We start from the raw sequence: 17,968 nt of genomic DNA on the forward strand, positions 1-17,968 counted from the left end.
CCCTGGCATACTGACCCCTGACCGGCCGGACCCGACCTCCCTAGACTGAGAACGTGAGCAAAGCAATGACAACTACGGCAGATGCCGCCCCCCGGCTTGAAAATCCCGCCGCCCGGCTGCATGACGCGTCCATCCGCGGTTTCGCCTCGGACAACTACTCCGGCGTGCACCCCGAGGTGCTGGCCGCCCTCGCGGCGGCCAACGAAGGGCACCAGGTGTCCTACGGAGAGGACGACTACACGGCACGGCTGCAGGGGCTGATGGAGGATCACTTCGGCGCCGGCATCGAATGCTTCCCGGTGTTCAACGGCACGGGGGCCAACGTGCTATCCCTGCAGTCGCTGCTCCCGCGCTGGGGTGCTGTGGTGTGCGCTTCGACGGCGCACATCAACATGGACGAAAACGGCGCTCCGGAACGGATCGGCGGGATCAAACTCCTGCATGTCCCCACCCCCGACGGCAAGCTGACGCCGGAGCTGATTGACCGCGAGGCGTGGGGTTGGGGCGATGAACACCGGGCACAGCCGCTGGCAGTGTCCATCACGCAGACCACCGAGCTCGGCACCTGCTACACCCCGGATGAGGTCCGGGCCATCGCCGATCATGCCCACGCCAAGGGCATGAAACTCCACATGGACGGCGCGCGGCTGGCCAACGCCGCCGCGCACCTGGACGTGCCGCTGCGGGCTTTCACGCGCGACGCCGGCGTGGACATCCTCTCCTTCGGCGGCACCAAAAACGGGCTGCTGTACGGCGAAGTGGTGGTGGCCCTGAACCCCGAAGCCGCCCACGGCCTGAAGTTCCTGCGCAAGATGAACATGCAGCTGGCCTCGAAAATGCGCTTCCTGTCCGCCCAGTTCATCGCCCTGCTGGAAGGCGACCTGTGGCTCCGTTCGGCGTCGCACGCCAACGCCATGGCCGCCCGCCTCCGCGCCGCGGTGGACACGATCGAGGGCGTCGAGCCCACACAGAAGACGGAGTCCAACGGCGTGTTCGCCGTCCTGCCGGCCGGCATAGCTGACCGGCTGCGGGAGTCCTTCCGGTTCTACGACTGGGATGAAGCCGCCCGCGAGGTCCGCTGGATGTGCTCCTTCGACACCAGCGAGGACGACGTCGACGCCTTTGTGGCCGCGATCCGACGGGAACTTGCGGCCCACCACGCGGGCACGGAAGCCGGATAGCTTGGACCGGCCGACGGCGAGCCTGCGCTGCCCGCCCCCTGCTGTTGCGTAATCTGCGAAGGTGAACGCACTAGCCCAGGTTCCCCCGGAATTTCTCCACGCCCTGGGAACCCTCAGGAAGGCCCAATGCCGCGGTGAACTGCGCCTGGCGGAAATTCCCGCCCCGGCGCGCCTGGCACCGTTCGCCGTGGCACTCGGGGCCGAAGTCATGGCGCCCGGGCCGGGCAGCGGCACCACACCGGTCCACGGGCCCGCCGCCATGGCCCTGGCGGCGGCGTCCGGCACCGCGGACGACGACGACACCGAGCTGGCCACGGGCCGCTTCATCCTGCTCCACGACCCCGAAGGCTCAGCAGTCTGGGACGGCGAATTCCGGATTGTCACCTACATCCGGGCCCAGCTTGAGCCCGAGATGGGCAACGACGAAATGCTGGGCACCGTCGCCTGGACCTGGCTGGTCGAGGCGCTGGAGAACCACAAGGCCCCCTACCGGGCGGCCGGCGGGACCGCCACGCGCGTCCTGTCGGAGAGCTTTGGAACACTTTCCGACCGGCCCGGGTCGATCGATATCGAGCTGCGCGCCTCCTGGACTCCGGCGTCCTCGGACGTCACTGCCCATCTGGAGGCGTGGTCCGACATGGTCTGCACGTTCGCCGGCCTCCCCCCTCTACCCGACGGCGTCACGGCCCTTCCGCGCCGGCGCCGGAACTAGGACTGCCCCTTGTCGGTAAACTGAAGGCATCATGACCCCTCATATTCCGGAAAACACCACGGCCGGCGCTCCGGCTGCTGATACCACTCCCCACATCACGGTGGAAGGCTTCGACAGCCAGGTCCCCGTAGTCATTGACCTCGATGCACCGCGCGACGGCGTGCCGCTGGTTATCGAATCACAGTCCGGGCTGGAGCGGTGCGCGGCGGCCATCGCCGCCGGAACAGGGCCCGCAGGGGTTGATGCGGAACGGGCCTCAGGATTCCGGTACGGCCAGCGCGCGTTCCTGGTGCAGATCCGGCGCGAAGGCTCCGGTACCTGGCTGATCGACCCGGAACCGTTCGAGAACCTGTCCATCATCAACGATGCGCTCCAGGGCGTGGAATGGATCCTGCATGCAGCCAGCCAGGACCTGCCCTGCCTGCTGGAGCTGGGCATGTGGCCGGACAAGCTCTTTGATACGGAGCTCGCCGCACGGCTGGCCGGCCTGCCACGCGTTGGCCTGGCCGCCGTCATCGAACAGCTGCTCGGGTTTGGCCTGGCGAAGGAACATTCCGCTGCCGACTGGTCCACCCGGCCGCTGCCCGAGCCGTGGCTGCGCTACGCCGCCCTGGACGTGGAAGTCCTGACCGAGCTGCGCGAAGAACTCATCGAGCTGCTGCAGGCCGACGGCAAGCTGGAATACGCGGAGCAGGAATTTGCCGCGATCCTGGCCGCCGGAGTCGCCCCTCCCCGGGTTGACCCCTGGCGCAAGACGTCGGGCCTGCACCAGATCCGCGACCGGCGCCAGCTGGCCGCTGTCCGAGAAATGTGGCTGGAGCGCGATTTCCTGGCGCAGAAGCGCGATGTTGCGCCGGGACGGCTGATCCCAGATTCCGCACTGGTGTCCGCCGCCAAGGCCATGCCGTCCACCGTTCCCCAGCTGCTCGGCACCAAGGGCTTCCACGGCCGTGCGGCTCAGCGTGAGGCACCCCGCTGGCTCCGGTGCATCGCCGCTGCCCGCGATCTTGAGGATCTTCCGCCTCTGCACCTGCCTACCAACGCACCGCCGCCGCCGCGGGTGTGGTCCGATCGGGACCCCGAGGCCGCCGCACGCCTGTCCACCGCCCGTCCGCTCCTGCAGGAGAAGGCGGAGGAACTGAACCTTCCCGTGGAGAACCTGCTGACGCCGGACTACCTGCGCCGCGTGGCGTGGCGTCCGCCGTCGGGCATTACCGAAGAAACAGTGGCCGCCGAGCTGCGTGCCCTCGGTGCCCGCGAGTGGCAGATCGGTGTGGTGGCACCGCTTCTCACGGACGCGTTCCTCAACCCGCAGCCGCTGCCGGCCAAGGAAACCAAGGCAACCGCAGTCCCCGAGTAAACGCACCTCACCGGGCCTTGCACACTATGTTACTGACGAGTAACATAGTCTGCACTGCCGTCCCGCCGAGCGCTGCCCTTTGGCCTCCGGACGGCGCCAACGTCTCGATGAGGAGTAAACGTGAGCCACCACGGAAGCAGCGGATCCCCGCGAACTGTCCGCGACGTCGTTTTTGTTGACGGCGTCCGCACACCCTTCGGCCGGGCCGGCGAGAAAGGCATCTACGCCGGCACCCGCGCCGATGACCTGATGGTGAAGTGCATCCGCGAACTGCTGCGCCGCAACCCCACGCTGCCAGCGGCCCGGATCGACGAAGTCGCAGTCGCAGCCACCACCCAGACCGGCGACCAGGGCCTGACCCTGGGCCGCACAGCCGCCCTCCTGGCAGGGCTCCCCCGCTCCGTCCCCGGCTTCGCCATCGACCGCATGTGCGCCGGCGCCATGACTGCAGTCACCACAACGGCGAGCGGCATCGGCTTCGGCGCCTACGACGTCGTGATCGCCGGCGGTGTGGAGCACATGGGCAACCATCCGATGGGCTCCGGCGCCGACCCGAACCCGCGCTTTATGTCCGAGCGTCTGGTGGATCCCGCCGCCCTGAACATGGGCAACACTGCCGAAAACCTGCACGACCGTTTCCCCGCCATCACCAAGGCACGCACAGACGCCTACGCGGTTGCCTCCCAGGACAAACTCGAGGCCGCCTACGCCAAGGGCCAGATCCAGCCGGACCTCGTTCCGGTCGCTACCCTCAAGCCGGGTCAGGGCTGGACGGTGAACAGTGTTGATGAGCCGCCCCGCCCGGGAACCACGCTTGAGGACCTGGCGGCCCTGCGGACTCCCTTCCGCGCCCACGGCCGGGTGACGGCGGGCAACGCCGCCGGCCTGAACGACGGCGCCACCGCCGCCGTCCTGGCCTCCTCGGAAGCCGCCGCGGAACTGGGCCTGCCGGTCAAAATGCGGCTGGTCAGCTACGCCTACGCCGGCGTCGAACCGGAGGTCATGGGCATCGGCCCCGTGCCCGCCACCGAAAAGGCCCTGAAGAACGCCGGCCTCAGCATTGAGGACATCGGACTCTTCGAGGTCAATGAAGCCTTTGCCGTGCAGGTCCTCAGCTTCCTGGACCACTTTGGAATTTCCGACGACGATCCCCGGGTAAACCGGTACGGCGGCGCCATCGCGGTGGGCCACCCCCTCGCGTCCTCCGGGGTCAGGCTAATGAACCAGCTCGCCCGGCAGTTTGAAGAAGATCCCTCGGTCCGGTACGGGATCACCACCATGTGCATAGGCTTGGGCATGGGCGCCACCGTCATCTGGGAAAACCCGCATCACTCGAAATACACAGATTACAGCGGCACCGTCGCAGCAGTCGTCCACGAAGCAAACTCAGTAGCCACCACCGAAGGAGCCGCCGCATGAGCGCCGCCGATTTCACCAAGCTTGCAGAGCTCTTCCCCGACGAAACCGTGACCCACTCGTACGTCCAGGACATCAAGCTGCCTGCCGGCCCGGGCCAGCAAAGCCCCGGAGTTTTTGCGCTGATTACCCTGGATAACGGCCTGGACCACTCCAAGCCCACCACGCTGGGACCCAATACCCTGGTGGAACTTGGCACGGTCCTGGAGGGCCTGAAAGTGCGTGCGGCCCGCGGCGAAATCGTGGGTGTGGGCGTGACGGGCAAACCCTACTTCCTCGTGGCCGGTGCCGACCTGTCCGCGGTGAAGTCGCTCGAGAACCGGGATCATGGCCTGTGGATGGCACAGCTCGGGCATGACGTTTATGCCACGCTGGCCAACCTCGGCGTCCCCAGCTTCGCGTTCATCAACGGGGTTGCCCTGGGCGGCGGCCTGGAGATCGCCCTGCAGTCCACCTACCGCACGGTGTCCACCGGCGCCGGCGCACTAGCGCTTCCCGAGGCCTTTATCGGCCTGGTCCCCGGCTGGGGCGGCGTCTACATCCTGCCGCGCCTGATCGGACCCGAGAACGCGGTCAAGGTGATGATCGAGAACCCGCTCAGCAACAACCGGACGCTCAACGGGCCGCAGGCCTTCCAGCTTGGTATCGCCGACGCCCTGTTCGAACCGGCAGACTTCCTGGAACAGTCCCTCGCCTGGGCGGCCACCGTCATCACCGGCGAGGTGGTCCCGGCACGGGCCAACGCCGTGGATCCCGCTGATCCCGCCGTTGCCGGGCGCTGGTCTGCAGCCGTTGCCGCCGGCCGGTCGTTCGTGGAGTCCAAGACGTCCAATGCCTCGCCTGCGCCGGCCAAGGTCCTGGACATCCTCGACGCCAACCGGACCATGTCCCGGGCCGAATCGGCCGCCCTCGAGTGCGAAACCCTCGCCGGCCTGATGCAGACCGACGAGTTCCGCGCCACGGTCTACGCGTTCCTGGATTTGGTCCAGAAGCGTTCCAAGCGGCCGGCCGGCGCACCGGACCGTAGGCTCGCCCGTCCGGTCACCAAGGTCGGCGTTGTAGGCGCGGGCCTCATGGCCAGCCAGCTGGCCCTTTTGTTCGCCCGCCAGCTCAAGGTCCCCGTGGTGATGACGGACATCGACCAGGCCCGTGTGGACAAGGGCGTGGGCTACGTCCATGCCGAGGTGGACAAGCTCCTCGGCAAAAAACGGATCAGCCAGGACGCAGCCAACCGCACCAAGGCGCTGGTCACGGGATCAGTCTCCAAGGAAGCGTTCGCGGACGCCGACTTTGTCATTGAGGCTGTCTTCGAAGAGCTGAACGTCAAGAAGCAGGTCTTCGCCGAGGTGGAGGCAATCGTCTCGCCGGACTGCATCCTCGCCACCAACACGTCCTCGCTGTCCGTCACGGCCATGGCCGGAGACCTCGCGCACCCGGAACGGCTGGTGGGCTTCCACTTCTTCAACCCGGTGGCCGTGATGCCGCTGCTCGAAATCGTGCGCGCGCCCAAGACCGACGACGCCGTGCTGGCGACCGCTTTTGAGCTGGCCAAGGGCCTGAAGAAGACCGCTGTCCTGGTCAAGGATGCACCAGCCTTTGTAGTCAACAGGATCCTGCTGCGGCTGATGGGCGAAGTGACGGCCGCGTTCGACGAAGGCACCCCCGCCGAGGTGGCCGACACTGCGCTGCGTCCCATGGGCCTGCCGATGACGCCGTTCACGCTGGGGGCCATGGTGGGCCTGCCGGTGGCCCAGCACGTCCAGGAGTCCCTGCACGCCGCCTTCGGAGACCGCTTTGCCGTGTCCACGAACCTGCAGAAACTGATCGAGAACGGCGTGAAATCGCTCTGGGCTCCGGCAGCCGACGGCTCCCAGGAGATCCCGGACTCCACCCTGTCGTTGATGTCCTTCGGCAAGTCGCCGTCCACCGGGGACGACGTGCTGCGCCGTGTCCAGGACGCCCTCGCCGAGGAGATCGGGCTGATGTTGGATGAGGGCGTAGTGGCCGGTCCTGAAGACATCGACCTCTGCATGATCCTGGGCGCTGGCTGGCCGATGTTCCTGGGCGGCATCACGCCATACCTGGACCGTGTTGGTGCCTCCGAACGGGTCAACGGCCGGCGCTTCCTGGCGCCAGGCGTGGCGTCGGGCCTCACGGATCAGTCCTCCGGATCAGTCAGCCCGGATGCAGCCACCCCGGAATCAGTCCGCGGGTAGCAGGCGGCCGGCCTCGATGCGCACCAGCCGGTGCGCGATGGACCGGGCGTAGTCCAGGTCGTGGGTGACCAGCACGACGGCGGTGCCCTCCGCCGTCGTGCTGCGCACCACCCGGTCCAGCGCGGCCAGCCCATGGCCGTCCAGGGAAACGGTCGGTTCGTCCAGTGCAAGGACTGAGGGACGCCGGGCCAGCACTGTGGCCAGTGCCAGAAGCCGCTGCTGGGACGCGGGCAGTTCGGCCGGGTGCCGCCCGGCAAGGTGCTCCAGGCCAACGGCGGCGAGGGCCTGCTGCACCGCCTGGTCAGCCGCCGGCTGCCCGCGCCCGAGGCCGAAGCGGACTTCCCGTTCCACGGTCCGCTCAAACAGCTGGTCCCTGGGCTGCTGGAAGAGGAGCCCGACGTCGGCGGCCACGCGTCCTGCGGGCTGTCCACCGATGTTCCGTCCCCTGACCAGCACGCTGCCTGCCGTTGGTTGGAGCAAGCCGTTGAGGTGCCTCAGCAGCGTGGACTTTCCGGCGCCGTTGGGACCTGCCACAGCCAGGATCTCGCCCGCACTGACGGTCAGGCTCAGTCGGTGCAGGACCGGGTCAGCAGGCGGTCCCGGTTGTGCCCTGAACCAGCCTCTGCGCTGCGTCCCCCGGTATCTGAACGAGACGTCACGCAGTTCCAATGCCGGCGGACCCTCGACAGCGGATGGATTGCCTGCTTCTGCGAGCGGCCGGAGACCTGCGTGCGGGCGGGGGAAAACCACGCCCGCCAGTTCCAGCGCCCCGGCAGCCACGACTTCTCCCGGCGTGCCAGCCGCGGCCACGGTACCGCCGGCAAGGACCAGCCACGTGTCGGCGTTGTGCAGGAAGGCGTCGGCCCGCTGGCTCAGGACTACGACTGCGGTGCCGTCCTGGACGAGGTTCCGCACCAGGGCAGCGAGGTCTTCGGCTCCGTCCGTGTCGAGGGAGGCGAAGGGTTCATCCATGATGAGAACCGCGGGGCGGGAAATGACCGCGCAGCCGATGGCCAGGCGGCGCAGCTGGCCACCGGAAAGCGTGGCCGGATCCCGGTCCAGCAGCCGGGTCAGGCCGGTCAGGGCTGCGGTGTGCCGGACGGCGCCGGACATCGTTGCACGGTCAATCCCCGCGTTTTCCAGCCCGAACGCCAGCTCCTCGGCCACCGTGGCACGGACCGTGGACAGGGCGGCGGCGGGATCCTGCGGCACAAAGCCCACCTGGCGGCCCCAGTTCCCGGGATCGATCCGCGGATCGGCGGCTTTGCCGGTGAACCGGAGACGTGTGCCGGTAAGCTCCAGAAAGCCCGCGAGTGTCCCGCCATCGCCGGGCAGCAACCAGCCGGCGAGCAGGCGTCCCAGTGTTGACTTGCCGCTGCCGGATCCGCCGAGCACAGCTGTCAGCGATCCAGCGGCGAAGGCCACGTCAAGCCCCGCCAGAACCGGGTCCTGCTCGCCGGGGAACACAAATTTTTCAATACTCGCCGCAAGAGCCTGAGGTGAGCTTTGCGCCACTAAGAAGCACCCGCCGTCGGCTGCCAGAGGCGGGCGGCGATGGCCGCCACTGCAGCGAGCAGCAGAACAACACGTACGCACCGTTGGGCCGGAGGGTCTGGAACTTCCCGGTAGCTCGTGCATGGCCCGGAACTGCCGAACCCGCGGGCCTGTAAAGCTGCCGCGCGGGTGCCGGCTTCCTCCACGAGGGACAGCACCAGGGGAACCGCCTGCCACCGGAACGCGCCTGCGCGCCCGACAATTCCAGGCCGGATCACCAGGCCGCGCGCCTCCTGGGCCTGCCGGATCCGGCCCAGCCGTGAGCCGATGGCCGGCAGCAACGTCAGCGTTGACGCGAGCACAAACGCGAACCGCGAGCGCACGCCGCGCGCGGACAGTGCAGCCACCAGGTCCGGGACGCTGATGGTGAAGGAACATAGCAGCAGCACCAGCACCGCCGCGGAAAGCTGTGCAGCCCGCTCGAGGGCAAAATGAAGCCCTTCCATGGTGACCCGCGCCGGGCCCCACTGCGCCAGCACGGTGGTGCCTTCGGGAAAGAACAATCCGTGCATGGCCAGCAGTGACAGGACCAGCGGAACCAGGATGACCGCCACCGCGGGCAGCATCCGGCGGGCGGCTCCCCCGGCGACCGACAAGCCCGACACTGCGGCGATGACGGCGAGGGACAGCGGCCAGCTGGCAGCCGCCGTCGTAATAACTGCTGTGCTGCCGGCAGCCGCCAGCGACGTGAAGGGGTGAAGGCGCATCAGGAGGGGGTCAGGCGTCCTGGCTGGTGGCGGACTGGACGGTGGGCTCGGCGGTGGAATTGCCCGCAAGTACGCGGAACCGCCGGACAAACGGGAACTGCAGGCGGGTGCGGCGCGGCAGGGCGTACACCAGGACGGCCACCAAGGTGAAGACGATGGCCTTGTCCATAGGGTCCGAGATCAGGGCCTGCTTGGTGATGGCCGCCAGGAGGGTGTCACCCATGGAGCGGAAGGCGCTGACGATGGCGCCGGTAGCCAGGCCGGAGGTGCCGCCGAAGACGAACGCTGCAACGGGAGCGGAGACCACACCGCCGATGATGCCGGCCAGGAACCCTGCCACCGGTGCCAGGTAGAAGCGCCGGAACAGCCCGTGGCGTGCGGCGACGCCAGCCAGGAAGCCGATCAGGGCGGCGCCTGCGGCGAACGGCAGGACGGTGGGGTTGAAGAAGGACCAGACAATGCTGCTCAGGGCGCCCGTGGCTGCTCCGGCGGCGGGTCCGGCCAGGACGGCGATCAGGACGGTGCCGATGGCGTCGAGGTAGAAGGGCACCAAGGTGCTGCCCACAAACTGGCCCAGGACAATGTTCAGGACCAGTGCCACCGGAATCAGCACCAGCGTGGACACGGGCAGTGTGGGCAGTACGCCGATTATCAGCAGCACCGCCCCCACGAGGAAGCCGGACAGGGCGATCAGGGCCGACGCTCTGCCGGGGCCGCCGGTGATGTCCGCGGGCTGGTTCAGTACCAGGTAGATGTACGTGCCGGTGATGGCCAACGCGCCGAGGGTTTCCAGCAGGCGGCGGTTCCGGGTGGTGGCCGGCGTCTGAAACGGCAGGGTGAGGGAGGGCGATGACATGGCGTTCCTTCTGGGATGCAGGCTGTGTCGCCCGGATGGCCCGGGCGGTGCGGAACGCTGCCTATGTCACCTCGGCGGCAGCCGGGGGCGTCTGCGCCGGCCCGGATCCGGCATCAGTCTACCGGTCCCGGGACCCGGCAAGCCGGGCGTTGCATGTCGGTGTGACCAGAGAGGTTCCCCGCGAACTGCTGACCTGTGTTTGAGTTAGAGACATGGCCTCCCTGCATACGGACGAAGTTAACCTCGAGGAGAAGACAGTCCGTCGACTCATCAATCACCAGTTCCCTGCCTGGGAGCACCTGGCCCTCTCGCCTGCCGGGGAAGGCACAGACAATCGCATGTTGCGCCTGGGCGATGATCTCGTGGTGAGGTTGCCGCGGACGTCGGGCACCGCGGCCGATGTGGCCAAGGAACAGACATGGCTGCCGCGCCTTGCACCGCACCTTCCGCTCAGCATTCCCGAGCCTGTGGCAATCGGCAGGCCGGATGAAAGCTACCCGTTTCCGTGGTCGGTGTACCGGTGGGTCGACGGTACAGAGCTGAACCCGGAAAGTGAGCAGGATCTGTCCCGGCTCGGCCGGGACCTGGCTGGCTTTGTCCGCGCCCTCCACAGCATCGACCTCTTGGGCGCACGGCGGGAGGAGCCACTGTTGTCGTACCGTGGCGGCAGTCTGCGGGATCTCTCCACCGGGACGTCAGCGAACCTCGACGCCTGCCGCGGCATACAACAGGGACTCCAGTTGGATCTCGACGGCCTGCAGTCCATCTGGCAAGCGGCGTTGGAACTCGATCAGCCACGGTTGGCGCACACCTGGATGCACACCGACCTCAAGCCCTCCAACCTCCTGGTCCGAAACAGCGTGCTGGTGGGGGTGGTCGATTTCGGCGGTCTCTCGGTCGGTGATCCGACCTGCGAGCACGCCGCGGTCTGGGATCTCCCGGCCGAAGCCAGACATGCGTACGCCGAGGAACTGGGCCTCGACAAAAGCACGCGGCTGCGCGCACGTGCCTGGGCGTTGGCCATCGCACTGTCGGGGGTTCCGTACTACTGGTCCACCTGGCCGGACTTCGCGCAGGAGTGCGTTCGCAGGCTTCAACTGATTCTGCGGGACCCGGACGATGTGTAACGCGGGGACCTCACAACGTGTCCCGGAAGCGGACCGGTTGACGGAACCTGGAACCCGCCAAACTAAGCTGCAATTAGCCGCCACTCCTGGCTAACAGTCACACTTGCCGTCCTGACCTTTCCGAAAGGCACAAATGCCCCATTACGACCTGGCCATCATCGGATCCGGATCCGGCAATTCGCTGATCACCCCGTTCTGGGATGACAAAAAGGTAGCCATGATCGACGGTGGCGTGTTCGGCGGCACCTGCCTGAACGTCGGCTGCATCCCGACGAAGATGTTTGTGTACCCGGCCACCTTGGCGGTCGCGCCCAGGGATGCCGCCCGCCTGGGAGTGGACCTGAGCCTGGACAAGGTGCGGTGGAATGAGCTGCGGGACCGGATCTTTGGCCGGATTGATGCGATTTCCGAGTCCGGCCGCCGGTACCGCGCGGAGGAATTGAAGAATGTGGACCTGTTCCAGGAGCACGTCCGGTTCACCGGTCCGCGGACGCTCGCCACTGATTCCGGGGTCGAGATCACAGCGGACCTGGTGGTCATTGCCGCCGGTTCAAGGGCCGCGCTCCCCGACGTGCCGGGGATCGGCCTGCCGCAGGTGCACACCTCGGACACCGTGATGCGGATCGACGGTCCGCCCGAGCGGGTGGTGGTGGTTGGCGGCGGGTACATCGCCGCCGAGTTCGCTGCCGTGTTCCACGGTTTCGGGGCCGAGGTGACCCAGGTGAACCGTTCGCAGCGGCTGCTTCGCGGGAACGACGCCGAAATCGCCGGGCGCTTCGCCGCGGCGGCGGCCGGCCGCTGGAAGCTCAAACTCGGCTACTCGCTCCAGGCGGTGGAGGACAACGGCGACGGCAGCGTCACCGTGGTGTTCGCCGACGACGACGGCATACCGCTGCGGGTCGCGGCGGACATCGTCCTGATGGCCACCGGGCGGGTGCCGAACACCGACCGGCTGGGTGTGGGCGCCGCGGGCTTTGACCTGGATGAGGACCATACCCTGTCAGTGGACGCGAACCTCCGGGTCCTCGCCGGCGGCAAACCCGTTGAGGGTGTCTATGCCCTGGGCGACATCGCCAACAGCTACCAGCTCAAGCACGTCGCCAACCGGGAGGCCAGGGTGGTGGCGCACAACCTGGAACATCCGGACCGGCTCCGGAGCATCGACTACACCGCTGTGCCTTTTGCGGTATTCAGCAATCCGCAGGTGGCCTCCGTGGGCCTGACCGAGGAGGAAGCCCGGTCCCAGGCAACAGCCGGGACAGACGTTGTGACCGCCGTCCAGGACTACGGCTCCACTGCCTACGGCTGGGCCATGGAAGACGAGGAAGGGGTGGTCAAGCTTGTGGCCGAGCGGTCCACCGGCCGCCTGCTCGGCGCGCACATCATGGGCCATGAGGCCTCGCTCCTGATCCAGCCGCTGATCCAGGCGATGGCCACCGACGTATCGGTCCACCAGCTCGCGCGGGGACCGTACTGGATCCATCCGGCCCTCATGGAAGTGGTGGAGAACGCCCTGCTCGCGCTGGACGTGGACTTGCCTGAAAACGCGCCGCTGTAGGGCGAACGTTCAGCGCAGCCGCGCCGCGAGGCCGCCGACGGACCGTATCAATTCCCCGAAGGCCTGCTCAGGGTTGTTGTTCGAGACGATCCGGGCATTTGGCGGGTGATTCCACAGGTTCCGGTAATCGGCCACGGTGGTCCCCATCAGCAGGGGCGATTCAACCTCGACGTCCACGGTGGCCAGGCGGGTTGCGTAGTCGAGCGTTCCGGCGGCCACGCCGGCAGCGAAGTAGTCGTGGACGTGCGCCAGGTAGCCCTGTCCGTAGAGACGGTGGAACTCAAAGTAGAAGCGCAGGGCATCGGACAGGTGCCGCACCAGCGGACTGTCGGCCGTGCTCCTGAGCCCTTCAGGCTGCTTCGGCAGGACCAGCTCCCGCTCGCTGCAGCCGGCCGCCTCCGCGAGCCGCAACACATGCTCCGGCCGCAGCTCGATCCGCTCCGTGGTGTCCAGTGAACAGACAATGGGCAGCCGGTCCACCGGCAGGCCGCGGTAGGCCGCATAAACTTCCTTGGCCGCCTGCGGATCAACGTGCGTATTCCATTCGGCGGTGGGAGTGGTGTTCCCCTGGTGGTAGAAGCTGCCGCCCATGATCACTACCTTGCCCAGCAGTTCGGGCAGCCGAGGTTCGCGGCGGATGGCCAGCGCGAAGTTCGTCAGCGGCGCCGTGATCAGGGCCGTGAGCTCCCCCGGATGTGCACGGGCCGCCTCCACCCAAACGTCGGCGGCGTGCCGCGCCGAGACCGTCCCGGACGGCGGCGGCAGGACGGCGTGGCCAATGCCCTGGGGTCCATGGGTTTCCGGCGTGGTCACCAGCGGAATGCTCAGCGGAGCGAATGCCCCGACGGCGACCTCCACCCCTGTGCGTCCGCACAGTTCCAGCATGGCGAGGGTGTTTCGCGCCACCTGGTGTGCGTCCACGTTCCCGGGCGACGCCGTCACGGCCACAAACTCCATGTCGGGCAGCGAGGCCAGGTAGGCCAGCGCCAAGGCATCGTCAATCCCGGTGTCAACGTCCAGTAGTAGCTTGGTCATCGGCGGTGTCCTTAGAAGAGCGCGGCTTTGGGGACCTTCGGGAAGATCGCATCCAGTTCCGCGAGCTCCGCCGGCGACGGCACCCAAGAGGCAGCGGCCGCATTTTCGCGGACCTGCTCCGGCCTGGTGGCGCCGGCGATCACGCTGCTGACGGCAGGCTGGGCCGCGAGCCAGGAGAAGGCCACCTGGATCTCGGTCAGGCCGCGGACTGCCGCGAAGGAACTGAAACGCTGGAGCTGGTCCCAGTCAGCGTCGTGCACCATGCTGGTCCGCGTATGGCTCAGCCGCGACCCCGCCGGAGCCGAGCCCGGCGAATATTTGCCCGTCAGCAGGCCGTTGGCCAGCGGGAAGTAGGGCAGGACACCCAGGCCGTAGGCTTCTGCCGCCGGGGTGACCTCGAGTTCTGCCCGCCGGTCCAGGAGGTTGTAGTGGTTCTGCGTCGAAATGAAACGTGTGCCGCCGGCGGCCCGGGCCACAAATTCCGCCTCGGCGATCTGCCAGCCGGCGCGGTTTGAGTGTCCGATGTAGCGGACCTTGCCGCTGCTCACCAGGTCGTCCAGGGCGCCCAGCGTCTCCTCGATGGGAGTCTGCGGGTCAGGCGTGTGGAACTGGTAAAGGTCGATCCAGTCCGTGCCAAGCCGCCGAAGCGACGCCTCCACCGCCCGGACAATGTAACGCCGGGACCCCCGGGCCCCAAAGTCGTTGCCATTGGCGCCGCGGACATCCATGCCGAACTTGGTGGCTACCACCGCATCATCCCGCTTGCCGGCCAGGGCCTTGCCCAGCATCGTCTCGCTGAGTCCGGGCTCCCGCCCGTAGTTGTCAGCAACATCGAATAGCGTCACGCCGGCGTCGAGGGCGGCATGGACGACGGCGTCAGTCCCCGCCTGCGATTCGGTCGCCGTGTTGGCACGCCCCAGGTTGTTGCAGCCGAGCCCCACCACGGAGACGGTCAGCCCTGAGTTTCCCAGGCGTCGGTAGTCAGGCATGGATTTCCCCTCTAGAGGCTGAAGGTGTTGGCAGGCTTCGCGGAGTGCTTGAGCTTGAAGTTGTCCGGTTCGCTGAAGGGGGCGGCGCCGATGCTCAGTTTGGTGAAGTCGAGGTCTTCGCCGCGGCTGCACACCTTGATGGCGCTGACGGCCTTGTTCATGTCGGGGCAGAGGCAGAAGATGTTCAGTTTGTAGTCACTGAACTCCGAGCGTTCCACGGTTCCCAGGCCGCGCCAGGCCAGGTGGCTGATGAGCGCGTCCTTCGCCTTTTCCTCAAGGTAGCGATCACGGTCGGTGCCCTCCTTGGTTTTCAGGGCGAACTGCGCCACCACCCAGAACTGGTCCTCGTCGGGGATTTCGGCGAAGCCGTCCTCCGCGCACTGCACGGCAAAGGCATCCATCAGGCCCTCCACCGCAGCGGCATCAGCCACATCGGTCTCTTCGGTTTTGCTCTGGTGCCCAACTACGCCGTAGTTCATCACAAACTGGCTGTAGTCCTCGTCGAACCAGCCTTCACGGAAGTGCAGTACTCCCTCGTCGTCCCGTTTGTAGACCCTTATGATTCCGCTCATGACCGTCCCTTCGTGAACCATTCGGCATCTGTTCCGTCGAATGGTGCGTGCTGTGCCTTGACGGCCTGATAAAGCTCATCCGCGGCGGCCTGGATGTCATTCACCAGCAGGTCCGGGTAATTCATGGCGACACGGTGCTCGGCGAACTCGTCCTGGTCATCGATGAAGACGCCCCGGCCGGCCATGCGGATCACGTCCAAGTCCATGTCGATCACATGGAACTCGGTGACCGCGGGCCGGATGTCCGTCCACTCGTGGGAGACGGCGAGGTCCACGTAGACCCTGACGCCGCTGGGGTGGGCGTCGTCGTAGAACGTGGCCACCCAGTCTCCGGACCGCGGCACCAGGAGCACGGCGTCGGATGCTGTGTAAAAGGCAGCGCCCGGGCGCGAACAGAACTCGTTGGTTCCCTGGAAGATCCACCAGCCGTGCCGGTCCTCGCCGAGGTACCGCCCCGGGACCACCCAGTGGGCTTTTCCGTTCCATTTCCGGTTCCGGGCCACCACCAGCTGGCCTGGCTGCAGTCCCGCGGGAACGCGGGTGGTGCTGGTGTGCCTCGCCGGGCTTGAATCCCCGACGGCGGCCGGATACTTCAGTGCGTCTTCTTCCCTCACAGGATCGGCAGGCTGCCGGTGGTGGGGTGTTCCTGGCCTGGCAGGGGGCGCGCGAAGGGGACCTTTGTGCCCAGAACCTGGGCGACGACGTCGTGCGTGATCTGCTGGGCCGTCAGCCCCACGCGCTCCAGCACCTGGCTGCGTGTGCCGTGGTCCAGGAACTCCGCAGGGAGCCCCACCTCGTTCAGGGCGGTGTCCACGCCGGCGGCGCGCATTTCCTGCCGGATCCGCGATCCGACGCCGCCTGCCCTGACACCGTCCTCGATGCAGATGACCAGCCGGTGGTGGGAGGCCAGCGCAATGATGGAACGCCGCACCGGCAACACCCAGCGCGGGTCCACCACGGTGGTGCTGATGCCTTGGGCGCCCAGGCGGTTGGACACGTCCAGGGCCAGTTCGGACATCGCTCCGACACTGACGATCAGGACGTCGTTTTCGGTGGAGCCGGCCGGCCGGCGGGCCAGCACGTCAACACCGTCGCCCAGGCGTTCGATGGCTTCCACTTCGGAGCCCACGGTGCCCTTGGAGAAACGCACCACCGTGGGGGCGTCGTTGATGGCCACGGCCTCGCGCAGCTCTTCCCGCAGCCGGGAGGCGTCGCGCGGCGCGGCCAGGTGGAGTCCGGGAACGATCTGGACCATTGCCATGTCCCACATGCCGTGATGGCTGGCCCCGTCCGGGCCGGTGACACCGGCCCGGTCCAGGACGATGGTGACGCCGGCTTTGTGCAATGCCACGTCCATGAGGAGCTGGTCAAAGGCACGGTTCAGGAAGGTGGCATACACGGCCACCACGGGGTGGAGCCCGCCGAAAGCCATGCCGGCGGCGGACGTCAGCGCATGCTGCTCGGCGATGCCGACATCGATCACGCGGTCCGGGTGCTTGGCCGCAAACTTGTGCAGGCCCACGGGAATGAGCATGGCCCCGGTGATGCCCACAATGTCGGGGCGTTCGTCGGCGATCTTCGCGATCTCGTCAGCAAAAACAGACGTCCAGGACTGTGCCCCGGAAACTCCCGTCGGCTCACCCGTCTCCGGATCGATAATGCCGACGGCGTGGAACTGGTCCGCTTCATGGGCCCGGGCCGGGGCGTAGCCGTGGCCCTTTTCGGTCATGGCGTGGACAATCACCGGGCCGGCGTAGTTCCTGGCCGTGGACAGGGCGTGCTCCATGGCCTGCAGGTTGTGGCCGTCTACCGGGCCGATGTACTTCATGCCGAGGTCTTCGAACATCCCCTGCGGCGCCCACCAGTCCTTGATGCCCTTTTTCATGGCATGCAGGCTCTTGTAGGTGAACTGGCCTACGGGGCCGCTGCTCTGGAGCTTCTTCTTCCACCAGTCCAGCGTGCCCTCATAGGCAGGGGCGGCGCGGAACGAGTCGATGGTGGGGCGCAGTGAGGCGAGGTAGTCCGCGAAGCCGCCCACCGTCGGGGCATACGAGCGGCCGTTGTCGTTGACCACGATCACCACGCGGCGGCGCTTGTCCGCCGCAATGTTGTTGATGGCTTCCCAGGCCATGCCGCCGGTCAGCGCCCCGTCGCCCACAACCGCGACGGTGTAGCGGTCCGACTCGCCGGTGAGCTGCCTGGCACGGGATATGCCGTCCGCCCAGGACAGGGAGGAGGAAGCATGCGAGCTTTCCACAATGTCATGCTCGGACTCGGCGCGGGACGGGTAGCCGGACATGCCGCCCTGCTGGCGCAGGGTACTGAAGTCCTGGCGGCCGGTGAGGAGCTTGTGCACATAGGACTGGTGGCCCGTGTCGAACACAATGCTGTCCCGGGGCGAATCGAAGATGCGGTGCACGGCCAGGGTCAGTTCCACAACGCCGAGGTTCGGTCCGAGGTGTCCACCTGTCTGGGAGACGTTGGTGATCAGGAAACTCCTGACCTCAGCGGCCAGCTCTTCGAGCTGCCCTTGAGACAGCTGGTTCAGGTCCTGCGGATTCCGGATGGTGTCCAAGATTCCCAATGACCCCTCCTTCGGGTGGTAGACGTGCCTGTTAACTCTAACGCCTCGCGGAAAATGCAAAGCCGAAGCCCCGGCTGGTCGGTGACCGGCCGGGGCTTCGA

The 17,968-nt window shown here is 67.2% G+C and carries 16 protein-coding genes; 8 read left to right on the plus strand and 8 right to left on the minus strand.

The features are described from left to right. Positions 1 to 65: 65 nt before the first annotated feature. The 5 genes from MUN23_RS00250 (at position 66) to MUN23_RS00270 (ending at position 6,885) form a co-directional block, all read left to right on the plus strand. Positions 66 to 1,181, plus strand: a complete 1,116-nt coding sequence (locus MUN23_RS00250; protein WP_248763947.1) for a low specificity L-threonine aldolase — start codon at positions 66 to 68, stop codon at positions 1,179 to 1,181. Between the two features lie 61 nt (positions 1,182 to 1,242). Continuing rightward, the gene (locus MUN23_RS00255) at positions 1,243 to 1,893 is read left to right on the plus strand and encodes a DUF3000 domain-containing protein (protein ID WP_248761529.1); all 651 of its coding nucleotides are present in this window, start codon (positions 1,243 to 1,245) and stop codon (positions 1,891 to 1,893) included. Between the two features lie 31 nt (positions 1,894 to 1,924). Then, complete coding sequence (locus MUN23_RS00260; protein ID WP_248761530.1) at positions 1,925 to 3,253, plus strand: HRDC domain-containing protein; 1,329 nt, start codon at positions 1,925 to 1,927, stop codon at positions 3,251 to 3,253. Positions 3,254 to 3,373: 120 nt separating this feature from the next. After that, a complete protein-coding gene (locus MUN23_RS00265; protein ID WP_248761532.1) occupies positions 3,374 to 4,672 on the plus strand; it encodes a thiolase family protein in 1,299 nt (432 codons plus the stop codon). Continuing rightward, the gene (locus MUN23_RS00270) at positions 4,669 to 6,885 is read left to right on the plus strand and encodes a 3-hydroxyacyl-CoA dehydrogenase NAD-binding domain-containing protein (RefSeq protein WP_248761534.1); all 2,217 of its coding nucleotides are present in this window, start codon (positions 4,669 to 4,671) and stop codon (positions 6,883 to 6,885) included. Before MUN23_RS00265 ends, MUN23_RS00270 begins: the two co-directional genes overlap by 4 nt. On the opposite strand, the gene MUN23_RS00275 is transcribed toward MUN23_RS00270, so the two are convergent. Genes MUN23_RS00275 through MUN23_RS00285 form a run of 3 tightly spaced genes read right to left on the minus strand, consistent with a single transcriptional unit; the run spans position 6,871 to position 10,002 of the window. Beyond that, the gene (locus MUN23_RS00275) at positions 6,871 to 8,352 is read right to left on the minus strand and encodes an ABC transporter ATP-binding protein (protein WP_248761536.1); all 1,482 of its coding nucleotides are present in this window, start codon (positions 8,350 to 8,352) and stop codon (positions 6,871 to 6,873) included. The genes MUN23_RS00270 and MUN23_RS00275 overlap by 15 nt on opposite strands. Before the next feature lie 47 nt (positions 8,353 to 8,399). Continuing rightward, positions 8,400 to 9,146 (minus strand): energy-coupling factor transporter transmembrane component T, encoded by a 747-nt coding sequence (locus MUN23_RS00280; protein WP_248761538.1) that lies wholly within the window; start codon positions 9,144 to 9,146, stop codon positions 8,400 to 8,402. 10 nt (positions 9,147 to 9,156) lie between these two features. Further along, positions 9,157 to 10,002, minus strand: coding sequence for an ECF transporter S component (locus MUN23_RS00285; protein WP_248761540.1), 846 nt, complete (start codon positions 10,000 to 10,002; stop codon positions 9,157 to 9,159). On the opposite strand from MUN23_RS00285, the gene MUN23_RS00290 reads away from it, so the two are divergent. The 3 genes from MUN23_RS00290 (at position 9,996) to MUN23_RS00300 (ending at position 12,687) form a co-directional block, all read left to right on the plus strand. Further along, on the plus strand, positions 9,996 to 10,205 hold the full coding sequence (locus MUN23_RS00290; RefSeq protein ID WP_248761542.1) for a hypothetical protein: 210 nt from the start codon (positions 9,996 to 9,998) through the stop codon (positions 10,203 to 10,205). The two genes, MUN23_RS00285 and MUN23_RS00290, sit on opposite strands and share 7 nt — an antisense overlap. Positions 10,206 to 10,214: 9 nt before the next feature. Beyond that, positions 10,215 to 11,129, plus strand: coding sequence for an aminoglycoside phosphotransferase family protein (locus MUN23_RS00295; protein WP_248761544.1), 915 nt, complete (start codon positions 10,215 to 10,217; stop codon positions 11,127 to 11,129). Between the two features lie 133 nt (positions 11,130 to 11,262). Continuing rightward, positions 11,263 to 12,687, plus strand: coding sequence for a mycothione reductase (locus MUN23_RS00300; RefSeq protein WP_248761545.1), 1,425 nt, complete (start codon positions 11,263 to 11,265; stop codon positions 12,685 to 12,687). Positions 12,688 to 12,696: 9 nt separating this feature from the next. On the opposite strand, the gene MUN23_RS00305 is transcribed toward MUN23_RS00300, so the two are convergent. Genes MUN23_RS00305 through dxs form a run of 5 tightly spaced genes read right to left on the minus strand, consistent with a single transcriptional unit; the run spans position 12,697 to position 17,867 of the window. After that, on the minus strand, positions 12,697 to 13,722 hold the full coding sequence (locus tag MUN23_RS00305) for a nucleoside hydrolase (protein WP_248761547.1): 1,026 nt from the start codon (positions 13,720 to 13,722) through the stop codon (positions 12,697 to 12,699). Between the two features lie 11 nt (positions 13,723 to 13,733). Further along, positions 13,734 to 14,711: an aldo/keto reductase gene (locus MUN23_RS00310; RefSeq protein WP_248761549.1), complete on the minus strand. Its 978-nt coding sequence runs from the start codon at positions 14,709 to 14,711 to the stop codon at positions 13,734 to 13,736. Positions 14,712 to 14,722: 11 nt separating this feature from the next. Continuing rightward, positions 14,723 to 15,283: a hypothetical protein gene (locus MUN23_RS00315; protein ID WP_248761550.1), complete on the minus strand. Its 561-nt coding sequence runs from the start codon at positions 15,281 to 15,283 to the stop codon at positions 14,723 to 14,725. After that, entirely contained in the window at positions 15,280 to 15,897 is a 618-nt protein-coding gene (locus MUN23_RS00320) for a DUF402 domain-containing protein (protein ID WP_248761552.1), read from the minus strand. Before MUN23_RS00320 ends, MUN23_RS00315 begins: the two co-directional genes overlap by 4 nt. Beyond that, positions 15,894 to 17,867 (minus strand): 1-deoxy-D-xylulose-5-phosphate synthase, encoded by a 1,974-nt coding sequence (gene dxs, locus MUN23_RS00325; RefSeq protein WP_248761554.1) that lies wholly within the window; start codon positions 17,865 to 17,867, stop codon positions 15,894 to 15,896. The genes MUN23_RS00320 and dxs overlap by 4 nt, the downstream gene beginning before the upstream one ends. Positions 17,868 to 17,968 lie beyond the last annotated feature (101 nt).

The organism is Pseudarthrobacter sp. SSS035 (assembly GCF_023273875.1).
Lineage (GTDB): Bacteria > Actinomycetota > Actinomycetes > Actinomycetales > Micrococcaceae > Arthrobacter.